We start from the raw sequence: 22,337 nt of genomic DNA, 5'->3' as shown, positions 1-22,337 counted from the left end.
GAGGGGATGACCAGAGCGTGGTGACTTCGCTCACTTCCGTCACTCCCCGCACACGTCCGGCCGCCGACCAGGCACTCCCAAGATCAACGGGCCGGGCCCGGCCGCCCCTGCGGCCGCCGCTCCCCCGCCACCCCGCCTCGAACCCCAATTCCCTTGGCTCCGGCCCGGCTTGACCGGAGCACCCCGCTCCGTACATGCGTCCTACCGGTGGTCCGGCGATTCCCCAAGTGGACTGCCCCGTACTGACAATCGAATCCCCCGGCGAGGGCGCGGCCTCTGAGCGCGCATGCCGGATGGTCCGTAAGCTGTGCCACGTCAACAGGACGACCGGTCAGCGGGGTGGACATGGCGATGATGCGGCTCCGGCGCGAGGACCCGCGTGTCGTCGGCTCGTTCAGGCTGCACCGGCGCCTCGGCGCCGGCGGCATGGGCGTCGTCTATCTGGGCTCCGACCGGCGCGGACAGCGCGTCGCGCTCAAGGTGATCCGGCCGGACCTGGCCGAGGACCAGGAGTTCCGTTCGCGCTTCGCGCGCGAGGTCTCCGCCGCCCGGCGGATCCGCGGCGGGTGCACCGCGCGCCTGGTGGCCGCGGACCTGGAGGCGGAGCGTCCCTGGTTCGCCACGCAGTACGTGCCCGGCCCCTCCCTGCACGACAAGGTGGCCGAGGAAGGCCCCCTGACGGCCGCGGCCATCGCCGCGATCGGCGCGGCGCTCTCCGAGGGACTGGTCGCCGTACACGAGGCCGGGGTGGTCCACCGCGACCTCAAGCCCTCGAACATCCTGCTGTCGCCCAAGGGCCCCCGCATCATCGACTTCGGCATCGCCTGGGCCACCGGCGCCAGCACCCTCACCCACGTGGGAACGGCCGTCGGCTCCCCCGGCTTCCTGGCGCCCGAGCAGGTCCGCGGAGCCGCCGTCACCCCCGCCACCGACGTCTTCTCGCTCGGCGCCACCCTCGCCTACGCGGCCACCGCCGACTCGCCCTTCGGACACGGCAGTTCCGAGGTCATGCTCTACCGCGTCGTGCACGAGGAGCCCCACCTCCAGGGTGTTCCGGACGCGCTCGCACCCCTCGTACGGGCCTGCCTGGCGAAGGATCCCGACGAGCGGCCCAGCACGCTCCAGCTGTCGATGCGGCTCAAGGAGATCGCGGCCCGCGAGGCACACGGGATGGGCGACGGCCGCCCGCCCGCGCAGCGGGCACGGACCGAGCGGCCGACGGGCCGGCTGCCCGAGGGGTACGCCGAGGGCACCGAGGGGTACGCCGAGCAGCGCACGGAGCGCCGTAGCGCCGGCACTCCCGTGCCGGGACGAGCGGGTACGGGAACCGGAGCGGGCCAGGGCAAGGCTCCGGCCAAGGGCCAGGGGCCCCGCGGCGGGCCGGACTCGCGGCCCTCTTCGGCCCGGGGCACCGGCTCGCGCGGACCCGGCTCCACCGCCGGGCGTACGGGCGGCCGTCCGGCTCCCCGTACGACGGGCACGGGGCGGCGGCCGTCACGGCCGGACCCCAAGCTGATGCGCCAGCGCCTGATCGTCTTCGTCGTGGTGACGTTGCTCGTGGCGCTGGGCATCGCGCTGGCCCAGAAGCTCTAGCCCGGAAGAGCCCCCCGGACTACGGGCGGCCGCTGGCCACCGCGTAGAAGGCGACGGCCGCGGCCGCGCCCACGTTCAGCGAGTCCACCCCGTGCGCCATCGGGATCCGTACCCACTCGTCGGCCGCGACCAGTGCCTGCGTCGACAGCCCGTCCCCCTCCGCGCCGAGCATCAGCGCGACCCGCTCCAGGTCCTGAGGAGCCGCCACGTCGATCGGCGAGGCCTTCTGGTGCGGGGTGAGGGCGAGCAGCTTGAAGCCGGCCTCGCGGACCGAGTCGAGGCCCTTGGGCCAGGCCTCCAGCCGGGCGTAGGGGACGGAGAACACCGCGCCCATGGAGACCTTGACGGAGCGCCGGTACAGCGGGTCCGCGCAGTCGGGCGAGAGCAGCACCGCGTCCATGCCGAGGGCGGCCGCGCTGCGGAAGATGGCGCCGATGTTGGTGTGGTCGTTCACCGCTTCCATGATGACCACGCGCCGGGTGGTGGCGAGCAGTTCCTCGGCCGTGGGCAGCGGCTTGCGCTGCATGGAGGCGAGGGCGCCGCGGTGCACGTGGTAGCCGGTGACGCGCTCGGCGAGCTCCGGGCTGACGGCGTAGACCGGGGCCGGGAGCTCGTCGATGACGTCGCGCATGACGTCGACCCACTTGGCGGAGAGCAGCATCGAGCGCATCTCGTACCCGGCGTCCTTGGCGCGTCTGATCACCTTCTCGCCCTCGGCGATGAAGAGGCCTTCCGCGGGCTCGCGCCTGCGCCGGAGTTCTACGTCGGTCAGGCCCGTGTAATCGCGCAGGCGCGGGTCGTCGGGGTCCTCGACGGTGATGAGATCAGCCACAGGGTGATACTGCCTTGTCCTGGGTGCGGTGCCAACGGCTCTGCGGGGTTGCGGGATTGCGGAGTGTCACTCGGCCGCGGGCCGGTGGACCTTCACCACGTCGCCGATCACGATGACGGCGGGCGGCCGCACCTCCTGGGCCTTCACGGTCTCCCCGACCGTGGCCAGGGTGGCGTCCACGCGGCGCTGGGAGGCGGTGGTGCCCTCCTGGATGACGGCGACCGCGGTGTCGGCGGGGCGGCCGTGGCGCACCAGCGCCTCGGCGATCAGGCCGATCTTGTCGACGCCCATCAGGATGACGAGGGTGCCGGTGAGCTTGGCCAGCGAGGCCCAGTCCACCAGGGAACGCGGGTCGTCGGGGCCGACGTGACCGCTGACCACGGTGAACTCGTGGGCCACGCCCCGGTGGGTGACCGGGATGCCGGCCGCGCCGGGCACCGAGATGGAGCTGGAGATGCCGGGCACGACCGTGCAGGGGATGCCCGCCTCGGCGAGGGCCTGGAGCTCCTCCATGCCGCGGCCGAAGACGTACGGGTCCCCGCCCTTGAGCCGGACCACGGCCTTGCCGGCCTTGGCGTGCGTGATGAGGGCGTCGTTGATGGCTTCCTGCGCCATGAAACGGCCGTACGGGATCTTCGCGGCGTCGATGACCTCGACGTGCGGCGGGAGCTCGTCGAGGAGGTCGCGGGGGCCCAGCCGGTCGGCGATGACCACGTCGGCCTCGGCGAGCAGGCGCCGGCCGCGGACCGTGATCAGGTCCGGGTCGCCGGGGCCTCCGCCGACCAGGGACACGCCGGGGGTGTGCGGGCGGGCCGCGGTCAGGGAGCCGTCCCGCAGCCCCTCGACGACCGCGTCGCGGACGGCGGCGGAGCGACGGGGGTCGTTGCCGCTCAGTACGGCGACGGTGACGCCCTCCACCCGGCCGGTGGCCGGGGTCCAGGCGCTCGCGGCCTCGGCGTCGTCGGCGCGGACGCACCAGATCCGCTCGCGCTCGGCTTCGGCGGAGGCGGTGTCGTTGGCGGCGCGGTCCCGGGTGGCGACCAGGGCGTACCAGGCGCCGGCCAGGTCGCCGTCCTCGTAGCGGCGGCGCTCCCAGCGGATCTCACCGGTCTCGGCCATCGCGTCCACGGAGGGGGTGGCGGAGGGCGAGATCAGGACGATGTCGGCGCCGGCCGCGATGAGCGCGGGCAGGCGGCGCTGGGCGACCTGGCCACCGCCGATCACGACGACGCGGCGGCCCGTCAGACGGAGTCCGACGGGGTAGGCGGGGTGTGCCGGGTGTCCCATGGCGGTTGCGGCTCCTGATGCGGCGGTGACGGCGGGCCGCTGCGTCGCTGGAGCGGCTGATCGGGCGGTGACGTGCGGTGGCCCGTCCGGGGTCCACGATACGACCCACCTGCGCGGTGGTCGCCTCGGGGGCCATTGCCCTGGCCGGGCGGTGACCTGCCCCACCCCGGGCTCCACCCCTGGCCAGGGGCCATGCCCCATGATCCCCGGCCCGTACGGGGCTCGCTCCCGAGGCGGGAATGAGGCTGACGGGCCGACGGGGCTCATCGGGGGCCCTGCGGGGCTTTCCCCACCCCGCCCCTTCGAAACCGGGGCTCCACCCCGGACCCCTTCGGGGGCTCCGCCCCCGGACCCCCGCTCCTCAAACGCCGGAGGGGCTGGATTGGTCCGCCGGTGACGGGGACGGGGTGGGGTGTCGTCCGGGACGTAAAACGTGATGTGTTGGCGCGAAAGGAAGCCCGACCATGACGCAGCGCGCACAGGGCGCCATAAATCATGAGTCCCGGACGACACCCCACCCCGGCCCCGCAGCCCCGGCTACTTCTCCGTGACACCCGCCGAGTCGAACGTGGCCACCTCGTGCATGGCCCGCGCAGCGCTCTGCACCAGCGGCAGCGCCAGCAGCGCCCCCGTGCCCTCGCCGAGGCGCAGGTCCAGGTCGACGAGCGGGCGCAGCCCGAGCTTGTTCAGGGCGGCCACGTGGCCCGGCTCCGCGCTGCGGTGTCCCGCGATGCACGCGGACAGCGACTCCGGGGCGATCGCGCGAGCCACCAGCGCGGCCGCGCCGGCGCTGACGCCGTCCAGGATCACCGGGGTCCGCAGGGAGGCTCCGCCGAGGAGGAGGCCCACGATCGCCGCGTGCTCCAGGCCGCCGATGGCAGCGAGGACGCCGATCGGGTCCGCCGGGTCCGGCTGGTGGAGCTCCAGGGCGCGACGTACGACCTCGACCTTGCGGGCGTGCGTCTCGTCGTTGATGCCCGTGCCCCGGCCGGTGACCTCACCCGGGTCCACCCCGGTGAAGACCGAGATCAGCGCCGCCGACACCGTGGTGTTGGCGATGCCCATCTCGCCCGTCAGGAGGGCCTTGTTCCCCGCAGCGACCAGGTCGCGGGCCGTTTCGATGCCGACCTCGATCGCGGCGACGGCTTCCTCGCGGGTCATCGCGGGCCCGACCGACAGGTCGGCCGTACCCGGGCGGACCTTGCGCGGCAGCAGGCCCGGCGTGGCCGGCAGGTCGCCGGCGACGCCCACGTCGATCACGCAGACCTCCGCGCCCACCTGGTTGGCGAACGCGTTGCACACCGCTCCGCCGCCCAGGAAGTTGGCCACCATCTGCATGGTGACCTCCTGGGGCCACGGGGTGACCCCCTGGGCGTGCACGCCGTGGTCACCCGCGAAGATCGCCACCGCGGCGGGCTCCGGGATCGGCGGCGGGCAGACCCGCGAGAGGCCGGACAGCTGGGCCGAGATGATTTCGAGCATGCCCAGGGCCCCGGCGGGCTTGGTCATGCGCTTCTGCCGCTCCCACGCCTCGCCGAGCGCCTTCGCGTCGAGCGGGCGGATGCTGGCGACGGTCTCGGAGAGCAGGTCGTGCGGCTCCTCGCCGGGCAGCGCGCGGCGCCCGTACGTCTCCTCGTGCACGACCCACGCCAGCGGCCGGCGCTGCGACCAGCCGGCCTGCGCGAGCTCGGGTTCGTCGGGGAACTCGTCCACGTACCCGATGCACAGGTACGCGACGACCTCCAGGTGCTCCGGCAGGCCGAGCTCGCGGACCATCTCGCGCTCGTCGAAGAAGCTGACCCAGCCGACGCCCAGACCCTCGGCGCGCGCGGCGAGCCAGAGGTTCTCCACGGCGAGGGCCGAGGAGTACGGAGCCATCTGCGGCTGGGTGTGCCGGCCGAGGGTGTGGCGGCCGCCACGCGTGGGGTCGGCGGTGACCACGATGTTCACCGGGGTGTCGAGGATGGCCTCGATCTTGATTTCCTTGAACTGCTTGGCGCGGCCCTTGGGCAGCGACTTCGCATAGGCCTCGCGCTGGCGCTCGGCGAGCTCGTGCATCGTCCGGCGGGTCTCGGCGGACTTGATGACGACGAAGTCCCACGGCTGGGAGTGGCCGACGCTGGGCGCGGTGTGGGCCGCCTCCAGGACGCGCAGCAGCACCTCGTGCGGGATGGGGTCGCGGCGGAAGCCCTTGCGGATGTCACGGCGCTCGCGCATGACGCGCAGGACGGCCTCGCGCTCGGCGTCGGCGTATCCGGGGGCCGCCTCGGTGACGGGGGCCTCGGGCTCGGCCTCGGGCTCGGCTTCCGGCTCGGTTCCGGCCTCGGGGGCCTGTCCGGCCTCCAGCGGTACGTCGGCCTGCGCCACGGCGACCGGCTCGGGCTCGGGGATCTCGGCGATCACGGCGGCCACGGGCTCGGCCAGGGGCTCCGGCTCCTCGGCCTGAACCACCGTTTCTGCGGGCTGCGGCACGCTCTCCACGACGGGCTCCGCCTCCGGCGCGACGGCGACGACTGCGACGGCCTCGGCCTCGGGCTCGGCCACCGCGACGGGCTCGGGCGCCGGTACCACGGCGGCCTCGGGCTCGGCGAAGGCGACGGGTTCGGCGACGGGCTCCACCAGGACCGGCTCGGCCACGGCGACCGGCACCTGCACCGGCTCCGGCTCCGCCACGGCCACGGACACCGGCTCGGCCACGAGGACCGCCTCGGGCTCGGCGAAGGCGACGGGAGCCGCGACGGGCTCGGCGAAGGCGGCAGGCTCCGCGACGGGCTCGGCCACCGGCTCCACGACGGGCTGCGCCGCGGCTTCCGGAGCCGGCTCCGCGGTCCACGGCGTCCCGGCCTGGACCGGGATCTCGACCGGCTGCTGCGCCGGGCCCGGCACGTGCTCGGCCTCGGCCTGCGTGAAGTCCAGGTACTCGGGCCCGGTGGTCGGCGGCCCGGACTGGCGCACCGGGACGGGCGTCGCCGGGGTGCTCAGATCAGGGGCGGCGGGCTCGGAGCCGGAGGGCACCGAGGCGACCGGGACGGGAACGGGCGCGGCCGGTGTCAGCGGAGCCTGGGCCTGCACGGGGGCGGCGGCGGGCGCAGCGGCCGGGCCGCGGTCCGCGAGGGACCGTACGACTCCGCCGGTGGCCTCGGGGACGGGCGGGCCCATGTGCAGCGGCCGCCGCACCGGGGCCGCCGCGACGGGGGCCGCCGGGGACTGGGGCTGGGAGACGGGCTGCGGGGCCATGAGGCCGCCGAGGTCCAGGGCGCCGGAATCCCGGCCGCCGGCCTCGTGCACACCGGCGCCGTACGAGGCGTCGGCGAAGGAGGCGTCCGCGAAGGACGACTGCTCCGCGAACTGCTGCCCGTCGAAGGGCTGCTGCGGGTAGCCGGCGGGCTCGTAGCCGAGCGGCGCGTCGGGGACCGGGAGCCGGCCCGGGTGGGGCTGCTGGTACTCGGGGGCCCCGCCGAAATCGGCGTACGGGGCGTCCGCGTACGCGGAGGGCTCGGGGAAGTCGGGGAAGGCGGGCACCGGCGGGACGACCTGGGGGTCGCTCCACGCGCCCTGGCTGCTCGGCATCAGCAGCAGTTCCTCGTCCTCCGGCTCGGCCGGGTTGTCCACGAGGTCCTGGAAGGCGTAGTTCCCGGTTGCCGGGGAAGACATGGGAACCGGGGCGGGGACGCCCTGCTGATCCACCATGCCCGTGCTGTCCGGGAGACCCTCGCCCGGAACCTGGCCGGTGTCAGTCATGCGTACCCCTCGCCCATCGGTGTTGCCTCTTCGACTGCCCGGTCGCCCACGAGGCCTCACGTACGGCCGCACGACAACCAGTAAGTATTGTCCTGCCCGTTCGTCACCGTGTCGGCCATAACCGCCACGGTCCTCTGTGGACTGCGCCACGTCGCGCGTCCAGCCGGAGCCGCATGCCCGAATCGTCCGGGCGGTGCGACGATCGGCCAGCCTACCCCGGGCTCGTGGCTAGGTACGGTCCGGGCGGTTAACGGGGCGTTCGGCGGCCAGCAGGAACGCCACGGTGCGCTGTTGTTCGGTCCAGGTACGGGTGTCCAGGGCGACGGACTGGAGCAGGGCGCACTCGACGGCGTACCCGCCCTCGGTCAGGACCCGGCCGATGGCCTCCGCCTCGTCGCGCGTGGAGGCGTGGCTGACGATCCGTTCGGGGCGCCGGTCGGCGACGGCGGCGACGACCGCGGCCCCGCCGCCGCCGACGCGGACGACGTCCGGCTCGGGCAGGGTCTCCAGGACGTGCGGGGCGCGGCCGTTGACGACCTGGAGCTGCACACCCCGGGCGCGGGCGGCGGCGGTTGTGCGTTCGCAAGCGTGCCGGTCGGCATCGACGGCGATGACGGCGGCGCCGAGGGCGGCGGCGTCCACGGCGAGGGCTCCGGAGCCGGAGCCGATGTCCCAGACGAGGTCCCCGGTGCGCGGGCCGAGCCGGGCGAGCTGGGCCGCGCGCAGTTGCGTGGCCTCGCCCTCTCCCACGTCGATCTGCGGGCGGGCCCAGCCGCGTCCCGTGGCCGGGGCCGCGCTCCGGCCGAGCAGCCAGGCCGGTTCGGCGGCGGTCGAGGCCGGTCCCGTACCGCCGATGACGATGACCACGTTGGGGTCGCGCCAGCTGTGGTCGGCGGCCTTGTCGGAGGTGAGGACGGTGACCTGTTCCTTGTCGGTGCCGAGTTCCTCGCAGATGACGAAGGTGCGGTGGACGCCTTCGAGCAGCAGGGCGAGTTCGGCGGGGCCGGCGCCGGGCGAGGTGATGACGGCGACCTTGGAGTGGGCGCGGCAGACGTTGACGGCCCGGCGCAGGGTGCGGCGGTGGGCGACGACGACCTGGGCGTCGTCCCAGGGCATCCCGGCGCGGGCGAAGGCGGCGGCGACGGCGGAGACGGCCGGTACGACCTCCACCTCCAGGCCGTGTTCCGGGGCGCGCAGGGCCCGTACGACGCCGAAGAAGCCGGGGTCCCCGTCGGCGAGGACGACGGCGGTGCCGCGGTGGCCCGCGATCCGCGTGGCGGCGATGGACAGGCTGCCCAGGCGCACGCGTTCGGCGGTGGGCGGGACTTCGGGGAGCGCGAGGTGGTGGGCGGCGCCGGCCACCAGGGTGGCGGCGGAGAGCGCGGACCGGGCGGCCGCGGTCAGGGGGGAGCCGTCCCAGCCGATCACCGTGACCCGGTCGGCCATCGTCGTCAGTCTCCTGATGTGGGAGGGGGCCCTTCCCGGCGGTGGCCGGGGGCAGGGCGAGGCTTCGTCGAGGGGGGCGGGCTTGGTGAGACTACCCGGTGGTTCGGTCAGTTCCGGTCGGAGAAGACGGCGTAGCCGTTCGCGTCGTTCGCGCGGGCGGGGTGGATCCGGTAGCCGTCGCGTACGTCGTCGCGGGGCTCCGCGTAGCCCACGGAGTAGCCGTCGGCGTAACCGTCCCCGTAGTCCTCGGCGTCCTCGTCCACGTCCTCGGGAACCAGGCCCCAGACGATGAGGTCGCTGCGGGTGTCGGCCCAGGAGCCGTCGGGGTTCTGGGTGCGCACTATGCAGGCGTTGCGCAGGACGCCTTCACTGATGCAACCGGTCTTCTGGGCCACTTGCTGGGAGGCCGTGTTGTCGGCGGCGGTGCGCAGTTCGAGGCGTTCGAAGCCCTGGTCGGTGAACAGCCAGCGGGCCACGGCGCGGACGGACTCGCTGGCGTAGCCCTCGCCGCGGGCCCAGGGGGCGGTGACGTAGCCGACCTCGGTGGTGCGGGTGCGCCAGTCGGTGTCCTGCAAGTGGACGATGCCGACGAGCCGCTGGGTGAGGAACTCGGTGACGGCGAAGACGATGCCGCGGCCCTCGGTGCGTTCCGTGTGGGCGGTCCGCGTGGCCCAGGTGACCGCGTCGGCGTAGGTGTAGGGCTGCGGGACGGAGGTCCAGGCGGTGACCTGTTCGTCGTTCATCATCTCGGCGAGCGCGGTGACGTCCTCTTCCTCGAAGGGGCGCAGCACCAGCCGGTCCGTGCTGATGGTGACGTCCGGGAAGGTGGTAGTCATGCGCAGCTCCAAGCCTGAGACCGTGGTGCGACCGTGATGCGAGGCGACCGTGGCGCGGGACGGCATACACGGGGTATACGGTCCGCGGCCGCGGGTCGTAGGCCACAGCATGCAGCATTGGCCTGGTGATGTGCAGGGCCGGGCTGCCCGGAAGCGGGCAGCGCCCGGCCCCGTACACCGGCGGGGTGGACGGGGCCGGGCGGGGCGGCCGGATCGGGCCGTCCCGGTGCCGCTCGCGGGGGTCAGGCGGCCGGCTTGCCGAAGGCCGGGATGACCGAGCCCTGGTACTTCTCGTCGATGAACTTCTTGACCTCGTCGGAGTTCAGGAGCTTGGCGAGCTTCTGGACCCGGGGGTCGTCCTGGTTGCCGTTCTTGACCGCCAGGATGTTGGCGTACGGGTTGCCCTCGGCCTTCTCCAGGACGAGCGCGTCCTTGGCCGGGACGAGCTTGGCCTCGATGGCGTAGTTGCCGTTGATGACGGCGGCGTCCACGTCGTTCAGGGCGCGCGGGACCGTGGCGGCCTCCAGCTCCTTGAACTCCAGGCCCTTCTTGTCGGTGATGTCGGACAGCTTGGCGGCGGTGCCGACACCCTCCTTGAGGGTGATGAGGTTGTTCGCGGCGAGCAGCTGGAGCGCGCGGCCCTCGTTGGTGGGGTCGTTGGGGACGGCGATGGTCTGGCCGGCCTTGATGTCCGTGAGTGCCTTGAACTTCTTGGAGTAGAGGCCCAGGGGCTCCAGGTGCACGTTCACGACGGGCACGATGTCGGTGCCGTTCTTCTTGTTGAAGTCGTCGAGGTACGGCACGTGCTGGAAGAAGTTGGCGTCGACCTGGCCCTGCTGGGTGGCGGTGTTCGGCAGGACGTAGTCCGTGAACTCCTTGACCTCCAGCTTGAGGCCTTCCTTGGCCGCCAGCTTGTCCTTCACGAAGTTCAGGATGTCGGCGTGCGGGGACGGGGACGCCGCGACGACCAGGGGCTTGCTCTCGTCGGTCTTGCCGCCGTCGGCCTTGGTGGAGGACGGGTCCGAGGAGCTGCCGCAGGCGGTGAGGCCGAGGGCGAGCGCCGAGACGGTGGCGGCGAGGGCGGTGAGCTTGATGTTCTTGCGCACGAAGAGTGCCTTTCTTGCGTCTTGCTGTATGGATGACGGCCCAAGCACGACAAGTGCGGGCTTTCTGGGGAAAAAGTCTGTGATGTCCGGCTCGGGCCGGTTCAGGCTGTCCGACCGCGCCGCGCGAGGAGGCGTACCACGCCGTCGCCGATGAGCTGGATCACCGTGACGAGCACGATCAGCACCACCACGGTGGCGATCATGAAGCCGGTCTCGAAGCGCTGGAAGCCGTACGTGATGGCCTTGGAGCCGAGGCCCTCGCCGCCGACCGCGCCGGCCATGGCCGAGTAGCCGATCAGGGTGATCACGGTGGTGGTGACGGCGGCGATCAGCGAGGGCAGCGCCTGCGGGAGGAGCACCTTGCCGACCAGGGTCGGGATGCCGCCGCCCATGGACTCGACGGCTTCGACCAGGCCGTGGTCCACCTCGCGGACGGCGGTCTCGACGAGCCGGGCGAAGAAGGGGATGGCACCGATGGCAAGCGGGACGATCATGGCGGTGGGGCCGATGAAGGTGCCGACGATCGCCGTGGTGACCGGGATCAGGAAGATCAGCAGGATGATGAAGGGCAGCGAGCGGCCCATGTTCACGATCACGCCGAGGATCTTGTTGACCGCGCGGTTCTGGAGCAGGCCGCCCTTGTCGGTCAGGACGAGCAGGATGCCGATGGGCAGCCCGCCCAGGATGGTCACCAGGGCGGACCACAGCACCATGTAGAGGGTGTCGAAGGTGCCCTGCGTGAGCAGCGGCTGCATTTCGGACCAGGTCACTTCGCACCATCCTTGACCAGCTCGGCCAGTTCGCCGTCGACGTCCGTCCCCGCGTCCGCGTCTGCGTCCACGTCCACGTCCGTGTAGGGGGCCGGGTACGTGTCCGCTTCCACCACGTCCACCTGCAGGCCCTGCTCGCGCAGGAAGCCGACGGGTACGACGTTGTCCTCGTAGCGGCCGGGCAGTTCGATGCGCATGCGGCCGATCTGGCGGCCGGCGACGGTGTCCATCGCGGCGCCGAGGATCGATATGTCGATGTTGTAGGTCCGGGCCAGCTGGGAGATGACCGGCTGGGTCGCGGTCTCGCCGTGGAAGGTGACGTCGATGACCGTGTGCTCCGCGGTGGTCGCGGAACCGGTCAGCGGGAACAGTTCGTGGGCGAGTTCGGAGCCGGGGGTGGCCAGCAGCTCGGTGACCTTGCCGGCCTCGACGATCCGGCCCTGCCGCATGAGGGCGGCCGAGTCGCAGACGGACTTGACCACGTCCATCTCGTGCGTGATGAGCAGGACGGTCAGGCCCAGCTGGCGGTTGAGGTCGCGCAGCAGCTGGAGGATCTGGCGGGTGGTCTCGGGGTCCAGAGCGCTGGTGGCCTCGTCGGAGAGCAGCACCTTGGGGTCGCCGGCCAGGGCGCGGGCGATGCCGACGCGCTGCTTCTGGCCGCCGGAGAGCTGACCGGGGTAGGACTTGGCCTTGTCGGCGAGGCCGACGAGGTCGAGCAGTTCGGCGGCCTTGCGGGAGCGCTCGCGGCCGGATATCCCGAGGATCTCCAGGGGCAGCTCGACGTTGCCCTGCACGGTGCGCGAGGACAGCAGGTTGAAGTGCTGGAAGACCATGCCGATGCGACTGCGGGCCTCGCGGAGCTCCTTGCCGGCGCGGCGGCCTCGGCCGGCGAGGGCGGTGAGGTCGACCCCGTCGACGGACACGGTGCCGGTGGTGGGGCGCTCCAGCAGGTTCACGCAGCGGATCAGGGAGGACTTTCCGGCGCCGCTCTGGCCGATGACTCCGTAGACCTCGCCCTGGCGGACGTGCAGGTCGACGCCGTCCAGGGCGGTGACCTCGCGGCCACGGGACTGGTAGACCTTCGTGAGGCCCGATGTGGTGATCACAGGATTTCCGTCGCTGTCGAGTGCGCGGCGCAGCGGGTGCCGGGCACGGGGCATACATCTGGGGACGCGATACGGGGCGAACCATCGGAAATCGACGGCTTCGGCGCATGCGCGGGGCAGGAGCGTTCCGGGTTCACACGGGGGTGCCGGGAGCTGCTCGGCCGGTCTCGCTTCGGGGCGTGAGACCTGGGGCAGGGGCCCTCAGAAGGCGCGCATTCGACACATACAACGAGCACCGGGCGTCATCGTCGCCTCGGTCGCAAGGGTGCGGCTGCTCGTCGTGGTCATGGGCCCAGTAAACCAGACGTTCCCCGTCACCGATCAAAGCCGTCCGAATAGCGGACGGATTTCGGCCGCATACCGGACAACACCGGTCAGGGCCGATCGTCCGTCTCGATCGTCAGGCCATCGGCTCCGACCAGCACGGACACGGCCGAAAGGTCCCGTACGACCACGTCCGCGTCGAGTTCGGCGGCCGGGTGCGTTGTGGTCAAGGCCACGGTGGTCATCCCGGCGGCGCGGCCCGCGGCCAGGCCGGCGGGGGCGTCCTCGAAGACCGCGCAGCGTGCCGGGTCCACCCCGAGCCGGGCGGCCGCCAGCAAGAAGGGCTCCGGGTCGGGCTTGCCGCGGGTGATGTCGTCGGCGGCCACCAGCTCCGCGCCCCCCTCCTTCCCGGCGGCGATGCCGACCTCCCGCAGCCGGGCCTCGGCCAGCGGGCGGGTCGCGGAGGTGACGACGGCCCAGCGGCCGGCGGGCAGGGCGGAGAGCAGCTCCTTGGTGCCGGGGAGCAGGACCACGCCGCCCGCCACGTCCTCGGTCTCCAGCACCTCGATGCGGGCGAGCGCTTCGGCCCGTACGTCCTCGGGCAGGAGGTCGGCGATGATCTCCACGGCCGGGCGGCCGTGGAGTTCCACCGCGGCGAAGGCCTCCTCGGTGATCCCGTACTCCCGGGCCCAGCGGGTCCAGCAGCGGTGCACCGACTCCATCGAGGAGACGAGCGTGCCGTCGTTGTCGAACAGCAGCGCGTCGAATTGCGGACCGAGCTTCCCGTGCAGCAGGTTCATGCTTTCAAGGAAAGCCCGGGGCAGGGGTGAGCGCATCGGGTCTTTCGGCCCGTAATACCCTCGCTGCATGCTCGACGCCCTGACGCTCGCCATCGGCGTGGCCGCACTCGCCCTCGCCGCCTGGTGCGGATTCGCCGCCTCGCGGGACCAGCCGACCAAGGACTGGCACTTCATCGGCATGGCCGTGGTGACCGTCCTGGTCCTGGCCCAGCTGGTGATCGGCCTGGTCCAGCTGGCCCGGGGAGAGAAGCCCGGCCAGGGCACGGTGCTCTTCCTCGCCTATCTGGTGGGCGCCTTCGCGACCATCCCGGCCGCGGGGCTGCTCTCGCTGAGCGAGCGGACCAAATGGGGTTCGGTGACGGTGGCCGCGGGAGCGGTCGTCCTCGCCGTGCTCGAAGTACGGCTCTACGACATCTGGGGAAACACCGGTGCCTGATACCGACACGGACGCCACGGCCACCGCCACCCCGCCCGGCGGGCGAAAGCGCCTGGTCACCGGGCCGGGAGTGCTGCTGGTCTGGCTCTACGGAGTGATCACCGTCGGCGCGGTCTCGCGCTCGATCTACCAGATCTCCACCGAGTTCGACCGGGCGCCGCTCGCGTACTCGCTGTCGGGCGCGGCCGCGCTGGTCTACGCGTTCATCACGTACTCGCTGGTGCGCGGCGGGGAGACGGCCCGCAAGGCGGCGCTGATCTGCTGCGCCGCCGAGCTGACCGGCGTACTCGTCGTGGGCGCCTGGACCCTGGCGCGGCCCGAGGCCTTCCCCGACGCGACCGTGTGGTCGGACTTCGGGATGGGCTACCTGTTCATCCCGGTGATCCTGCCGATCACCGGGATGCTCTGGCTCCGCGCGAAGCGCTAGACGTTAGGCGTCAGGCGTCAGGCGCAGGTACTCAGAGGTGCTCAGGCGCTGACCGCGAAGTCGGTGGCCTCCTTGGCCTCCTTCTCCAGGATCACCAGGCGGACGCCGTCGGACGCGGTGCGCCCGCCGACCTGGGTGTAGCCGGCCTTGCGGTAGAGCCGCAGGTTCGACTCGCTCTTGTGGCCGGTGAGCAGCCGGAAGCGGGTGGTCGCGTCGTTCCCCGACAGCGCCACCTCGACCGCGCTCAGCAGCCGGGCGCCGAGGCCGTGACCCTGGAGCCGGGGGTGCACGCAGAGCTTGGCGATCTTGCCGGTGCCCTCCTCGTCGACGGTGCCGCGCACGGCTCCGACGATCTCCTCCCCGAGCCGGGCGACCAGGACGGTGTCCGTGGCGAGCTCGGCCTTGAGGGAGTCCAGGGACTGGGTGAGCGGCTGGATGCGGTAGTTGCCGTACAGCTCGGCCTCGCTCTGGAACGCCAGATACTGCAGCTTGATGATCTGCTCGGCATCCTCGGCGTCTGCCGCCGAAATGGTCACGCTCATGCCCATGTGCGCATGCCTCCCGCTCACCTGGTGGCCTGTTGGTCTACCGCTCCATTCCCCGAAGGGCCGGAGCCGCAACCTCTACGGCCAGCATTCTGCGCAGACATCCCAGGCATCGGGAACGGACGGGCCCCAAACTTCCTTGTGAGATACCCAACTCTCCTGCGATTTCACGGTAGGTGAGGTCCCTGGGCGATAGAAGTGCCCTCATCAGCTCCGGACACCTTCCGGGCAATCGGGCGACCGCCGATCGGAGGGCCCGGTTCTCCTCGCCGTGCAGCAGGGCGTCTTCCGGTTCCGTGCCCGTACTGGTACGGGCCCCCGCGCCGGACCCGCCCTCCGCCGAGTGCTGACGGTGGCCGTACGGGACTTCGTGCCGGGCCCGGCGCCGCGCCCGGCGGGCCTCCCCGCGCACCGCCCGGCGCAGCCAGTCGGCGGGTTCGGCGGGGATGCGGCGGTGCTCCAGCAGCCTGACCCAGACGGCTTGTTCCAGGTCGGCGGCGTCCACCCCGGTGCCCGCGGTCTCGGCGGCGGCTTCGGCCGAGAGCAGCGGGCGGAGCGTTTCGAACAGGTCGGGGAGATCAGCCTTCAGCGGGTCCATGCCGGGCGGGACGCGAAGGCCGTGCCGGGCGGTTTCCCCGCCGGGCACGGCCCACTCGTACGAGAAGCTCCGGCCGGCCGTTGACGTCAGCCGTCGGCGGTCTGCCGTCGGCGCCTAGCCCCTGTCGCCGCGGCCCGGGCGGAAGGCCTCCGCCGCGAGCAGTCCGGTGTCGGGGTGGTCGGTGAAGATGCCGTCGATGCCCTGCTCGAAGTACGCCTTGAAGGCGCCGAAGGCATCCCCGTAGGCCGTCGGGTCGGTGCCCTTGCGGTAGTCGGCCGGCAGGAAGCTGTTCTCGTTGCGCGCGGTGTAGGGATGCAGGATCAGCGCCTGCGCGTGGGCGTCGGCGACCAGGGTGGTCGGGGCGCCGAGCTTGCCGGCCGCATCGCGCGGCAGGATCAGGTCCATGGTCGGCCCGATGCCCTGGGCGAAGCCGGCGATCCACCGCAGCCCCTCGGGCTTGACCAGATCGGCGACCGTCCGCGGGTCCTTGGCCAGCTCGAAGTCCCACGGGCGGCTGCCGGCCGCCGAGAGGAGCACCACGCGCGGGCTGGAGACCAGCCGGGAGAGCCGCTGGATGCTGGAGGGTTCGAAGGACTGCAGGAAGAGCGGGGCGCCCCGGCCGTCGCGTCCGTAGCGGCGCAGCAGTTTGGCGAGGGGCTCCTCCAAGGCGAGGCCCAGGCCGCGGAAGTAGCTGGGGTGCTTGGTCTCCACGTGCAGCCACACGCGCTTGCCGCGCCGCCGGCCCTCGCGGTCGGCCCAGCGGAGCACCTCTTCGAAGGTGGGGACGTCCCAGCGGCCGTCGTAGAGCGTGTTGCGCTGCCGGAGGGCGGGGATGCGCTCCTTCGCGCGCAGGGTCTTCAGCTCGGCGAGGGTGAAGTCCTCGGTGAACCAGCCCGTGACCGTGACCCCGTCGATCGTCTTGGTCGTCCTGCGGGCGGCGAACCCGGGGTGGTCGGCGACGTCCGTCGTGCCGCCGATCTCGTTCTCGTGGCGGCACACCAGGTGGCCGTCCTTGGTGGGCACGAGGTCCTGTTCGACGACGTCGGCGCCGAGGTCGAGCGCGAGCTGGTAGGACCCGAGCGTGTGCTCGGGCCGGTAGCCGCTGGCTCCCCGGTGCCCGATGACCGTGGGCACCGGCAGGTCCCGGTAGCCGCCGCCCCGACCGCCTCCCGCGCCTCCCCCGTGGCCGCTCTCCGCCGCCGCGGCCGGACCGCCGCCCGCGACGAGCCCGCCGAAGGCTCCGCCCGCCGCGACGACGGCCGCGCCCAGTACAGTGCGCCGCGCTGCCCCACCCTGCGTCATGTGTGCCACTCCCCCTCGGAACCAGGGCCGGGCGTCCCGGGATCTCCGGGGCCTACGGTCCGAATCCGCGTGCCGATGGTAGGCAAGCGCCGATGGCGGGCGGGGGTGCGCGGGCGGAACATGGCGGAAACGTGCGTCAACACTGCGTATCCACCTCGTGAACCCGATGTGCGATCAGAGCTGACCCGCGAGTATCGTCCTCACCTGCACTACCGCCGCGTGGTGGGTGCGAGAACCCTAGCTTTTCGATGCCGGAGGGCCCACGTTGTTCCGTACGCGCCTGATCAAAGCCACTGTCGGACCCGTCATGCGCCTGATGTTCCGCACTCGCGTCGAGGGCATCGAGAACATTCCGGGCACCGGTCCGGTGATCCTCGCGGGCAACCACCTCACCTTCATCGACTCGATGATCCTGCCGCTGGTGTGCGACCGCACGGTCCACTTCATCGGCAAGGACGAGTACGTCACCGGCAAGGGCATCAAGGGCCGGGCCATGGCCTGGTTCTTCACCGGCGCCGGCATGATCCCCGTGGACCGCGACGGTGCCAACGGCGGAGTCGCCGCCCTGATGACCGGCCGCCGGATCCTCGAAGAGGGCAAGATCTTCGGCATCTACCCGGAGGGCACCCGCTCCCCCGACGGCCGCCTCTACCGGGGCCGGACCGGCATCGCCCGCCTGACCCTGATGACCGGCGCGCCCGTCGTCCCCTTCGCGATGATCGGCACCGACAAGCTCCAGCCCGGCGGCGCCGGCATGCCGCGCCCGGGCCGGGTCACCGTCCGGTTCGGCGAGGCGATGGAGTTCTCCCGCTACGAGGGCATGGACCGCGACCGCTACGTGCTGCGCGCCGTCACCGACTCGGTGATGGCCGAGGTCATGCGGCTCTCCGGCCAGGAGTACGTGGACATGTACGCGACCAAGGCCAAGGCGGCCTGAAGCCGGGCTACTGCCGTTGCAGTGACCGGCTGACGCCCGCCGCGGTCGTCGTGGCGAGGACCCAGCCGGTCACGATCAGCAGGTACGACAGCCACTGGTACCAGCCGCTCGGCGTGTAGGCCGCCTCCTGGCCGAAGCTGATGATCGGCACCATCAGGTCGATCGTGTAGAAGACCGGGTTGAACTCCGGGGACTCCCCCGCCTTCAGTTCCCGCGGCGGGTGGAACCAGTAGGCGGCCGTCCCCGTGAGCAGCAGCGCCAGCAGCCAGCCGGCGGCGCGCAGCGGCCGGAATCCGTAGCCGACGGTGGCGTCCTGGAGCAGCCCCCAGACCCTGGCGTGCCGGGGCAGCGTCCGACGGTGGCGACGCAGTTTGGCGAGTTGTACGGTCCGGGCGCCCGCCTCGTCGCCGACCGTGCGGTAGGCCGCGGCGAGCTGTTCGTAGGCGTACGGGAGGTAGCCCGACTCCTCGCGCTCCAGGGCGGGCAGCCGCTGCTCGGCTGGGACGTGCGGGCTGAGGGCGCGGTAGGTGAGTCCCTCGATGCGGATCCGCCGGGGCCAGGTCTCGGGTGGTACGTGCAGCAGGTCGAACTGGGAGCGTCGCAGGTTCATCGTGCCCTGGACGCACTCGCGGCCGCTCAGCCACACCTCGCCGATCGCGCAGCTGGAGGCGCGCAGGGCGACGCCGCCGGGCTGGATGAGCCGGGCGTCGGCCAGGTAGAGCTGGCCGGGGATCTTGGATCCGGTGAGGTTGAACATTCCCCGCGACTCCAGCCCCCTTGCCCGCACGTCGGTGCCGACGGTCAGGGTTTCGGCGTGCAGGGCTATCGCTCCGGGGGCGAGGAGCCGGGCGTTGTTCAGGTTGATCTGGCCGCCGACGGTGGCGCCGTTGATGCGGGTCTGGCCGTGGACGGTGAGGTCCATGGCGATGACGTCGGTTCCGATGTCGGCGTGGTTGAACTGGAGCGCCGCCTCCTGGCCCTCCTCGGCCGGGCCCGCCGTGCCGATGACCGCCTTCTGGAGGAAGAGTCCGCCTGCTATCCGGGCACCGGCGAGGCGTACCGGCCCGGTGATGCGGCAGCAGGACAGCTTGAGCGCTATGTCGACGCTGACGGTGGAGGCGGTCAGGCCGGGCAGGGCCGAGTCGCTCAGTGACACGATCCTCAACCGGGCGCCGTAGAGAATGGGTTTGCGCTCGAACCAGCAGGCCCGCAGCCGGATCGCGTGCTCGATGTCGGCGTACTTGAGGTTGAGCTTGCCGGTGATCCGGGCGCCCCGGACATTGAGTCCGGGGACCTGCCCGTCGAGCGGGGCCGCGCCGCGCAGCAGCAAGTGGGCGAGGACTTCGGCGCGTACGGTCCGGCCGGGTCCCCACGAGGCGCCGTCAACGGCCTCCTCGTTGCGGTCCTCCCGGAAATCGACGCCTTCCCCGCGGGGGAAGGCGTCCCATACGCGGCGCTCCGCCGGGGTCAAGTCGTTGATCTCCATCGCCGGGATGGTGTCCCGCGGCTCCACGGACTGTCAACTCCGTGCGGGACACCACCCTCTGGCGTGGCGTCAGTGCTCGATGCCGTCCTGGAGCTCCTGCCCCTTGAGCAGGAACCAGGCGGCCACGGCGGTGGCCAGCAGGACGGCCGCGCCGACGCCGGAGGCCAGTCGCAGGCCGTCCACGAAGGCCTCCTGGGCGGCGCCGACCATCTGCTGGGCGGTCTGCGGGTCCAGCGACTTGGCCGCTTCGACCGCGCCGCCGAGCGACTCGTGGGCGGCGTCGGCGACGGGGCCGCTGACGGAGGCGGGGGCGGTGAAGCCCTGGTAGACGCCGGTGACGACCGAGCCGAGCAGGGCGATGCCGAGGGCGGCGCCCAGTTCGTATGCGGTCTCGGAGACGGCCGAGGCGGAACCGGCCTGCTCCTTGGGGACGCTGGAGAGGATCACGTCGGCGGTGACGGTGAAGGAGAAGCCGGCGCCGAGTCCGACGAGGAGCAGGGCCGCGCCGAGCAGCGGGTAGCCGGTCTCCTTGTGGATCACGGTCAGCGCGGCCAGGGCGATGCCGATGGCGGCGAGGCCTCCGGTCACGATGGCCCGTACCCCGTACTTGCGGGCGTACTTGCCCGCGACCAGGCCGGTGACCACGGCGCCGACGGCGGCGGGCAGTTCGGCGAGGCCCGCCTCCAGCGGGTCGCGGCCCTGGACGAGCTGGAGGAACTGGGAGAGGAAGAAGACCAGTCCGGACAGGCCGAAGACGGTGAGCAGGTCGGCGAGGACCGCGCCGGAGAAGCCGCGGTGCTTGAACAGCCGCATGTCGAGGAGCGGGGCCGGCAGCGTGAACTGGCGGCGTACGAAGGTGTAGAGCGCGCCCGCTCCGATGACGGCGGCCGCCCACACCTCCCAGCCCATGCCGTGCGTGGCGACCTGCTTGACGGCGTAGACCACGCCGATGATGCCGACGAGGGAGAGGCCGACGCTGAACAGGTCCCAGGGGCCGGCGACCGGGTTCTTGGACTCGGGCAGCAGCTTGATGCCGACGATGACCAGGACGATCATCACGGGGACGTTGATGAGGAAGACCGAGCCCCACCAGAAGTGCTGGAGCAGGGCTCCGCCGACCACCGGACCGACGGCCGCGCCGGCCGAGGCGGTGGCGCCCCAGATGCCGATGGCGAGGCTGCGCTCCTTGGGGTCGTGGAAGATGTTGCGGATCAGCGCGAGGGTGGAGGGCATCAGGGTCGCGCCGGCCACGCCGAGCAGGGCCCGGGCGATGATCATCATCTCGGGGCTGGTGGCGTAGGCGTTGAGGACCGAGACGGCGCCGAAGGCGGTCGCGCCGACGAGGAGGAGCTTCTTGCGGCCGATCCGGTCGCCGAGGGAGCCCATGGAGACGAGCAGGCCGGCGATGACGAAGGAGTAGATGTCGCCGATCCACAGGAGCTGGGTGCCCGACGGCTTCAGGTCCTCGCTGAGGGCGGGCGTGGCGAGACCGAGCACGGTGGCGTCGACGGCGACCAGCAGGACGGCCAGCACGAGCACGGAGAGCGCGAGCCAGCGCCCGGGGCTCCGGCCCTGGGCACCCTTGGTCAGGGTCAGCTGTTCGGTACGGCTCATTTCTCCACACTCCGTCGTGCGCCACCGAGCAGCAACTCGGTGATCATGTACTGAAAGTCCTTGGCCGCGACCCGGCCGTCCATGACGGCCCAGGCGCAGGCGCCGATGAGGCTGTAAAGGGCCTCGGTGAGCCAGGCGGGGCTCAGGTCGATCCGGATGTCGCCCTCGCGCTGGCCGCGCCGGAAGAGCTCGCCGACGCGTGCGTCGAGGCGGGACCAGCCCTCGTTGACCTGGTCTCCCTCGAAGAGCTGGTTCTCGGTGACGAGGAAGGCCAGCAGCTCGGCGTTGGGCTCCGCTTCGGCGATGAGCCTGCGGAGCGCGTCGATCGCCGTGCCCTCGCCGAGGCGGGCGTTGTCGAAGGCCACCTCGAATTCCCGGATCCCGAGCTCTTCGAGCGCCCGTACGAGGGCGTCGCGCCCGGCGAAGTGCCGGTGGAGGGTCGCGCGGCCGATGCCGGCGGCCCTCGCGACCTCGTCCATCGTGGCGGTCGATTTGCGGGAGAGCAGGGCGGCGGCGGCGCGGAGCACCTGATCACGATCCATGGCCATGAGACAAGCATAACCCAAATGAGACGTTGCCGTCTCATCGAATAAATGAGCTGCCCCTCGGGGCGACGAGAGGAATCCTTCCGGAATGATCAGGATGACGGGGAAAACGGGGAAGACGACCATGAAGCCGCTGCTGCTCATCGACGTGGACGGCCCGCTGAACCCCTACGCGGCCAAGCCGCAGCGCCGCCCCGAGGGGTACACCACCCACCGCATGCGGCCGACCGGCTGGACGCAGGCCGAGAGCGCCAAGCCGCTGCGGGTCTGGCTGAATCCCGGCCACGGCGACGAGCTGCTCACGCTCGCGGAGGCGTACGAACTGGTCTGGGCGACCACCTGGAAGGGCGAGGCGAACGAGTGGATAGGCCCGCACCTGGGGCTGCCCGAACTGCCCTGGATCGACTGGCCGCAGATGCACGGGCGCGCACCGCGCGGGACGTTCTGGAAGACCCAGTACATCCTTGAGTACGCGGGCGAGCGGCCCTTCGCCTGGATCGACGACGACATCACGGACATGGACCGCGCCTACGTGGAGCAGCGCCACCCCGCGCACGCGCTGCTGTTGCGGATCGACGAGCGGATCGGGCTGGTCCGGGCCGACTTCGACGCCCTGGCGGACTGGGCCCGGTAACGCCGCAGGGGCGGCCGGGGCCCGAAAGGCTC

General features: G+C 72.1%; 20 protein-coding genes. 5 read left to right on the top strand and 15 right to left on the bottom strand.

Annotation, left to right across the window (positions count from 1 at the left end; translation table 11 throughout):
• Window positions 1-339: 339 nt before the first annotated feature.
• Window positions 340-1,593, top strand: a complete 1,254-nt coding sequence (locus OHA37_RS31685; RefSeq protein WP_266910294.1) for a serine/threonine-protein kinase — start codon at window positions 340-342, stop codon at window positions 1,591-1,593.
• Between the two features lie 19 nt (window positions 1,594-1,612).
• On the opposite strand, the gene OHA37_RS31680 is transcribed toward OHA37_RS31685, so the two are convergent.
• The 9 genes from OHA37_RS31680 to OHA37_RS31640 form a co-directional block, all read right to left on the bottom strand.
• Window positions 1,613-2,425 (bottom strand): TrmH family RNA methyltransferase, encoded by an 813-nt coding sequence (locus tag OHA37_RS31680; RefSeq protein ID WP_266910292.1) that lies wholly within the window; start codon window positions 2,423-2,425, stop codon window positions 1,613-1,615.
• Between the two features lie 66 nt (window positions 2,426-2,491).
• Complete coding sequence (gene cobA, locus OHA37_RS31675; protein WP_243334181.1) at window positions 2,492-3,712, bottom strand: uroporphyrinogen-III C-methyltransferase; 1,221 nt, start codon at window positions 3,710-3,712, stop codon at window positions 2,492-2,494.
• A 537-nt stretch (window positions 3,713-4,249) separates the two neighbouring features.
• Window positions 4,250-7,453 carry a nicotinate-nucleotide--dimethylbenzimidazole phosphoribosyltransferase gene (cobT, locus tag OHA37_RS31670; RefSeq protein WP_266910289.1) on the bottom strand — a complete coding sequence of 1,068 codons (3,204 nt, stop codon included), beginning with the start codon at window positions 7,451-7,453 and terminating at the stop codon, window positions 4,250-4,252.
• 228 nt (window positions 7,454-7,681) lie between these two features.
• Window positions 7,682-8,899, bottom strand: coding sequence for a precorrin-6y C5,15-methyltransferase (decarboxylating) subunit CbiE (gene cbiE / locus OHA37_RS31665; protein WP_266910287.1), 1,218 nt, complete (start codon window positions 8,897-8,899; stop codon window positions 7,682-7,684).
• Between the two features lie 107 nt (window positions 8,900-9,006).
• Window positions 9,007-9,735: a GNAT family N-acetyltransferase gene (locus OHA37_RS31660; RefSeq protein ID WP_266910285.1), complete on the bottom strand. Its 729-nt coding sequence runs from the start codon at window positions 9,733-9,735 to the stop codon at window positions 9,007-9,009.
• A gap of 242 nt (window positions 9,736-9,977) precedes the next feature.
• On the bottom strand, window positions 9,978-10,841 hold the full coding sequence (locus OHA37_RS31655) for a MetQ/NlpA family ABC transporter substrate-binding protein (RefSeq protein ID WP_266910283.1): 864 nt from the start codon (window positions 10,839-10,841) through the stop codon (window positions 9,978-9,980).
• A 101-nt stretch (window positions 10,842-10,942) separates the two neighbouring features.
• On the bottom strand, window positions 10,943-11,611 hold the full coding sequence (locus OHA37_RS31650; protein ID WP_266910281.1) for a methionine ABC transporter permease: 669 nt from the start codon (window positions 11,609-11,611) through the stop codon (window positions 10,943-10,945).
• Window positions 11,608-12,717, bottom strand: a complete 1,110-nt coding sequence (locus OHA37_RS31645) for a methionine ABC transporter ATP-binding protein (RefSeq protein WP_266910279.1) — start codon at window positions 12,715-12,717, stop codon at window positions 11,608-11,610. The genes OHA37_RS31650 and OHA37_RS31645 overlap by 4 nt, the downstream gene beginning before the upstream one ends.
• 374 nt (window positions 12,718-13,091) lie before the next feature.
• On the bottom strand, window positions 13,092-13,781 hold the full coding sequence (locus OHA37_RS31640) for an HAD-IA family hydrolase (RefSeq protein WP_266910277.1): 690 nt from the start codon (window positions 13,779-13,781) through the stop codon (window positions 13,092-13,094).
• A 67-nt stretch (window positions 13,782-13,848) separates the two neighbouring features.
• Between OHA37_RS31640 and OHA37_RS31635 the strand changes: the two genes are divergently transcribed.
• Both OHA37_RS31635 and OHA37_RS31630 read left to right on the top strand, forming a co-directional pair.
• A complete protein-coding gene (locus tag OHA37_RS31635) occupies window positions 13,849-14,217 on the top strand; it encodes a hypothetical protein (RefSeq protein WP_266910275.1) in 369 nt (122 codons plus the stop codon).
• Complete coding sequence (locus OHA37_RS31630) at window positions 14,210-14,644, top strand: hypothetical protein (RefSeq protein WP_266910273.1); 435 nt, start codon at window positions 14,210-14,212, stop codon at window positions 14,642-14,644. Before OHA37_RS31635 ends, OHA37_RS31630 begins: the two co-directional genes overlap by 8 nt.
• A gap of 41 nt (window positions 14,645-14,685) precedes the next feature.
• Here OHA37_RS31630 and OHA37_RS31625 read toward each other — a convergent pair whose 3' ends face one another.
• The 3 genes from OHA37_RS31625 to OHA37_RS31615 all read right to left on the bottom strand — a co-directional run bounded on the left by OHA37_RS31625 (window position 14,686) and on the right by OHA37_RS31615 (window position 17,089).
• Window positions 14,686-15,192 carry a GNAT family N-acetyltransferase gene (locus OHA37_RS31625; protein WP_266910271.1) on the bottom strand — a complete coding sequence of 169 codons (507 nt, stop codon included), beginning with the start codon at window positions 15,190-15,192 and terminating at the stop codon, window positions 14,686-14,688.
• A gap of 37 nt (window positions 15,193-15,229) precedes the next feature.
• Window positions 15,230-15,787 (bottom strand): sigma-70 family RNA polymerase sigma factor, encoded by a 558-nt coding sequence (locus OHA37_RS31620; RefSeq protein ID WP_266913267.1) that lies wholly within the window; start codon window positions 15,785-15,787, stop codon window positions 15,230-15,232.
• Between the two features lie 114 nt (window positions 15,788-15,901).
• Window positions 15,902-17,089 (bottom strand): glycerophosphodiester phosphodiesterase, encoded by a 1,188-nt coding sequence (locus OHA37_RS31615; RefSeq protein WP_266910269.1) that lies wholly within the window; start codon window positions 17,087-17,089, stop codon window positions 15,902-15,904.
• Window positions 17,090-17,405: 316 nt separating this feature from the next.
• Here OHA37_RS31615 and OHA37_RS31610 point away from each other — a divergent pair, with 316 nt between their 5' ends.
• A complete protein-coding gene (locus OHA37_RS31610; RefSeq protein ID WP_243334151.1) occupies window positions 17,406-18,026 on the top strand; it encodes a lysophospholipid acyltransferase family protein in 621 nt (206 codons plus the stop codon).
• Window positions 18,027-18,033: 7 nt separating this feature from the next.
• Here OHA37_RS31610 and OHA37_RS31605 read toward each other — a convergent pair whose 3' ends face one another.
• From OHA37_RS31605 to OHA37_RS31595, 3 genes are all read right to left on the bottom strand, one after another.
• Window positions 18,034-19,512 carry a membrane-associated oxidoreductase gene (locus tag OHA37_RS31605; RefSeq protein ID WP_266910267.1) on the bottom strand — a complete coding sequence of 493 codons (1,479 nt, stop codon included), beginning with the start codon at window positions 19,510-19,512 and terminating at the stop codon, window positions 18,034-18,036.
• A gap of 69 nt (window positions 19,513-19,581) precedes the next feature.
• A complete protein-coding gene (locus OHA37_RS31600) occupies window positions 19,582-21,126 on the bottom strand; it encodes an MFS transporter (RefSeq protein WP_266910265.1) in 1,545 nt (514 codons plus the stop codon).
• A complete protein-coding gene (locus OHA37_RS31595; RefSeq protein ID WP_266910263.1) occupies window positions 21,123-21,674 on the bottom strand; it encodes a TetR/AcrR family transcriptional regulator in 552 nt (183 codons plus the stop codon). The genes OHA37_RS31600 and OHA37_RS31595 overlap by 4 nt, the downstream gene beginning before the upstream one ends.
• Before the next feature lie 121 nt (window positions 21,675-21,795).
• On the opposite strand from OHA37_RS31595, the gene OHA37_RS31590 reads away from it, so the two are divergent.
• Window positions 21,796-22,305: an HAD domain-containing protein gene (locus tag OHA37_RS31590; protein WP_266913265.1), complete on the top strand. Its 510-nt coding sequence runs from the start codon at window positions 21,796-21,798 to the stop codon at window positions 22,303-22,305.
• Window positions 22,306-22,337 lie beyond the last annotated feature (32 nt).

The sequence above is a fragment of the Streptomyces sp. NBC_00335 genome, assembly GCF_036127095.1.
Classification (GTDB): Bacteria; Actinomycetota; Actinomycetes; order Streptomycetales; family Streptomycetaceae; genus Streptomyces.
This window is presented reverse-complemented; position numbering and strand designations above follow the sequence as displayed.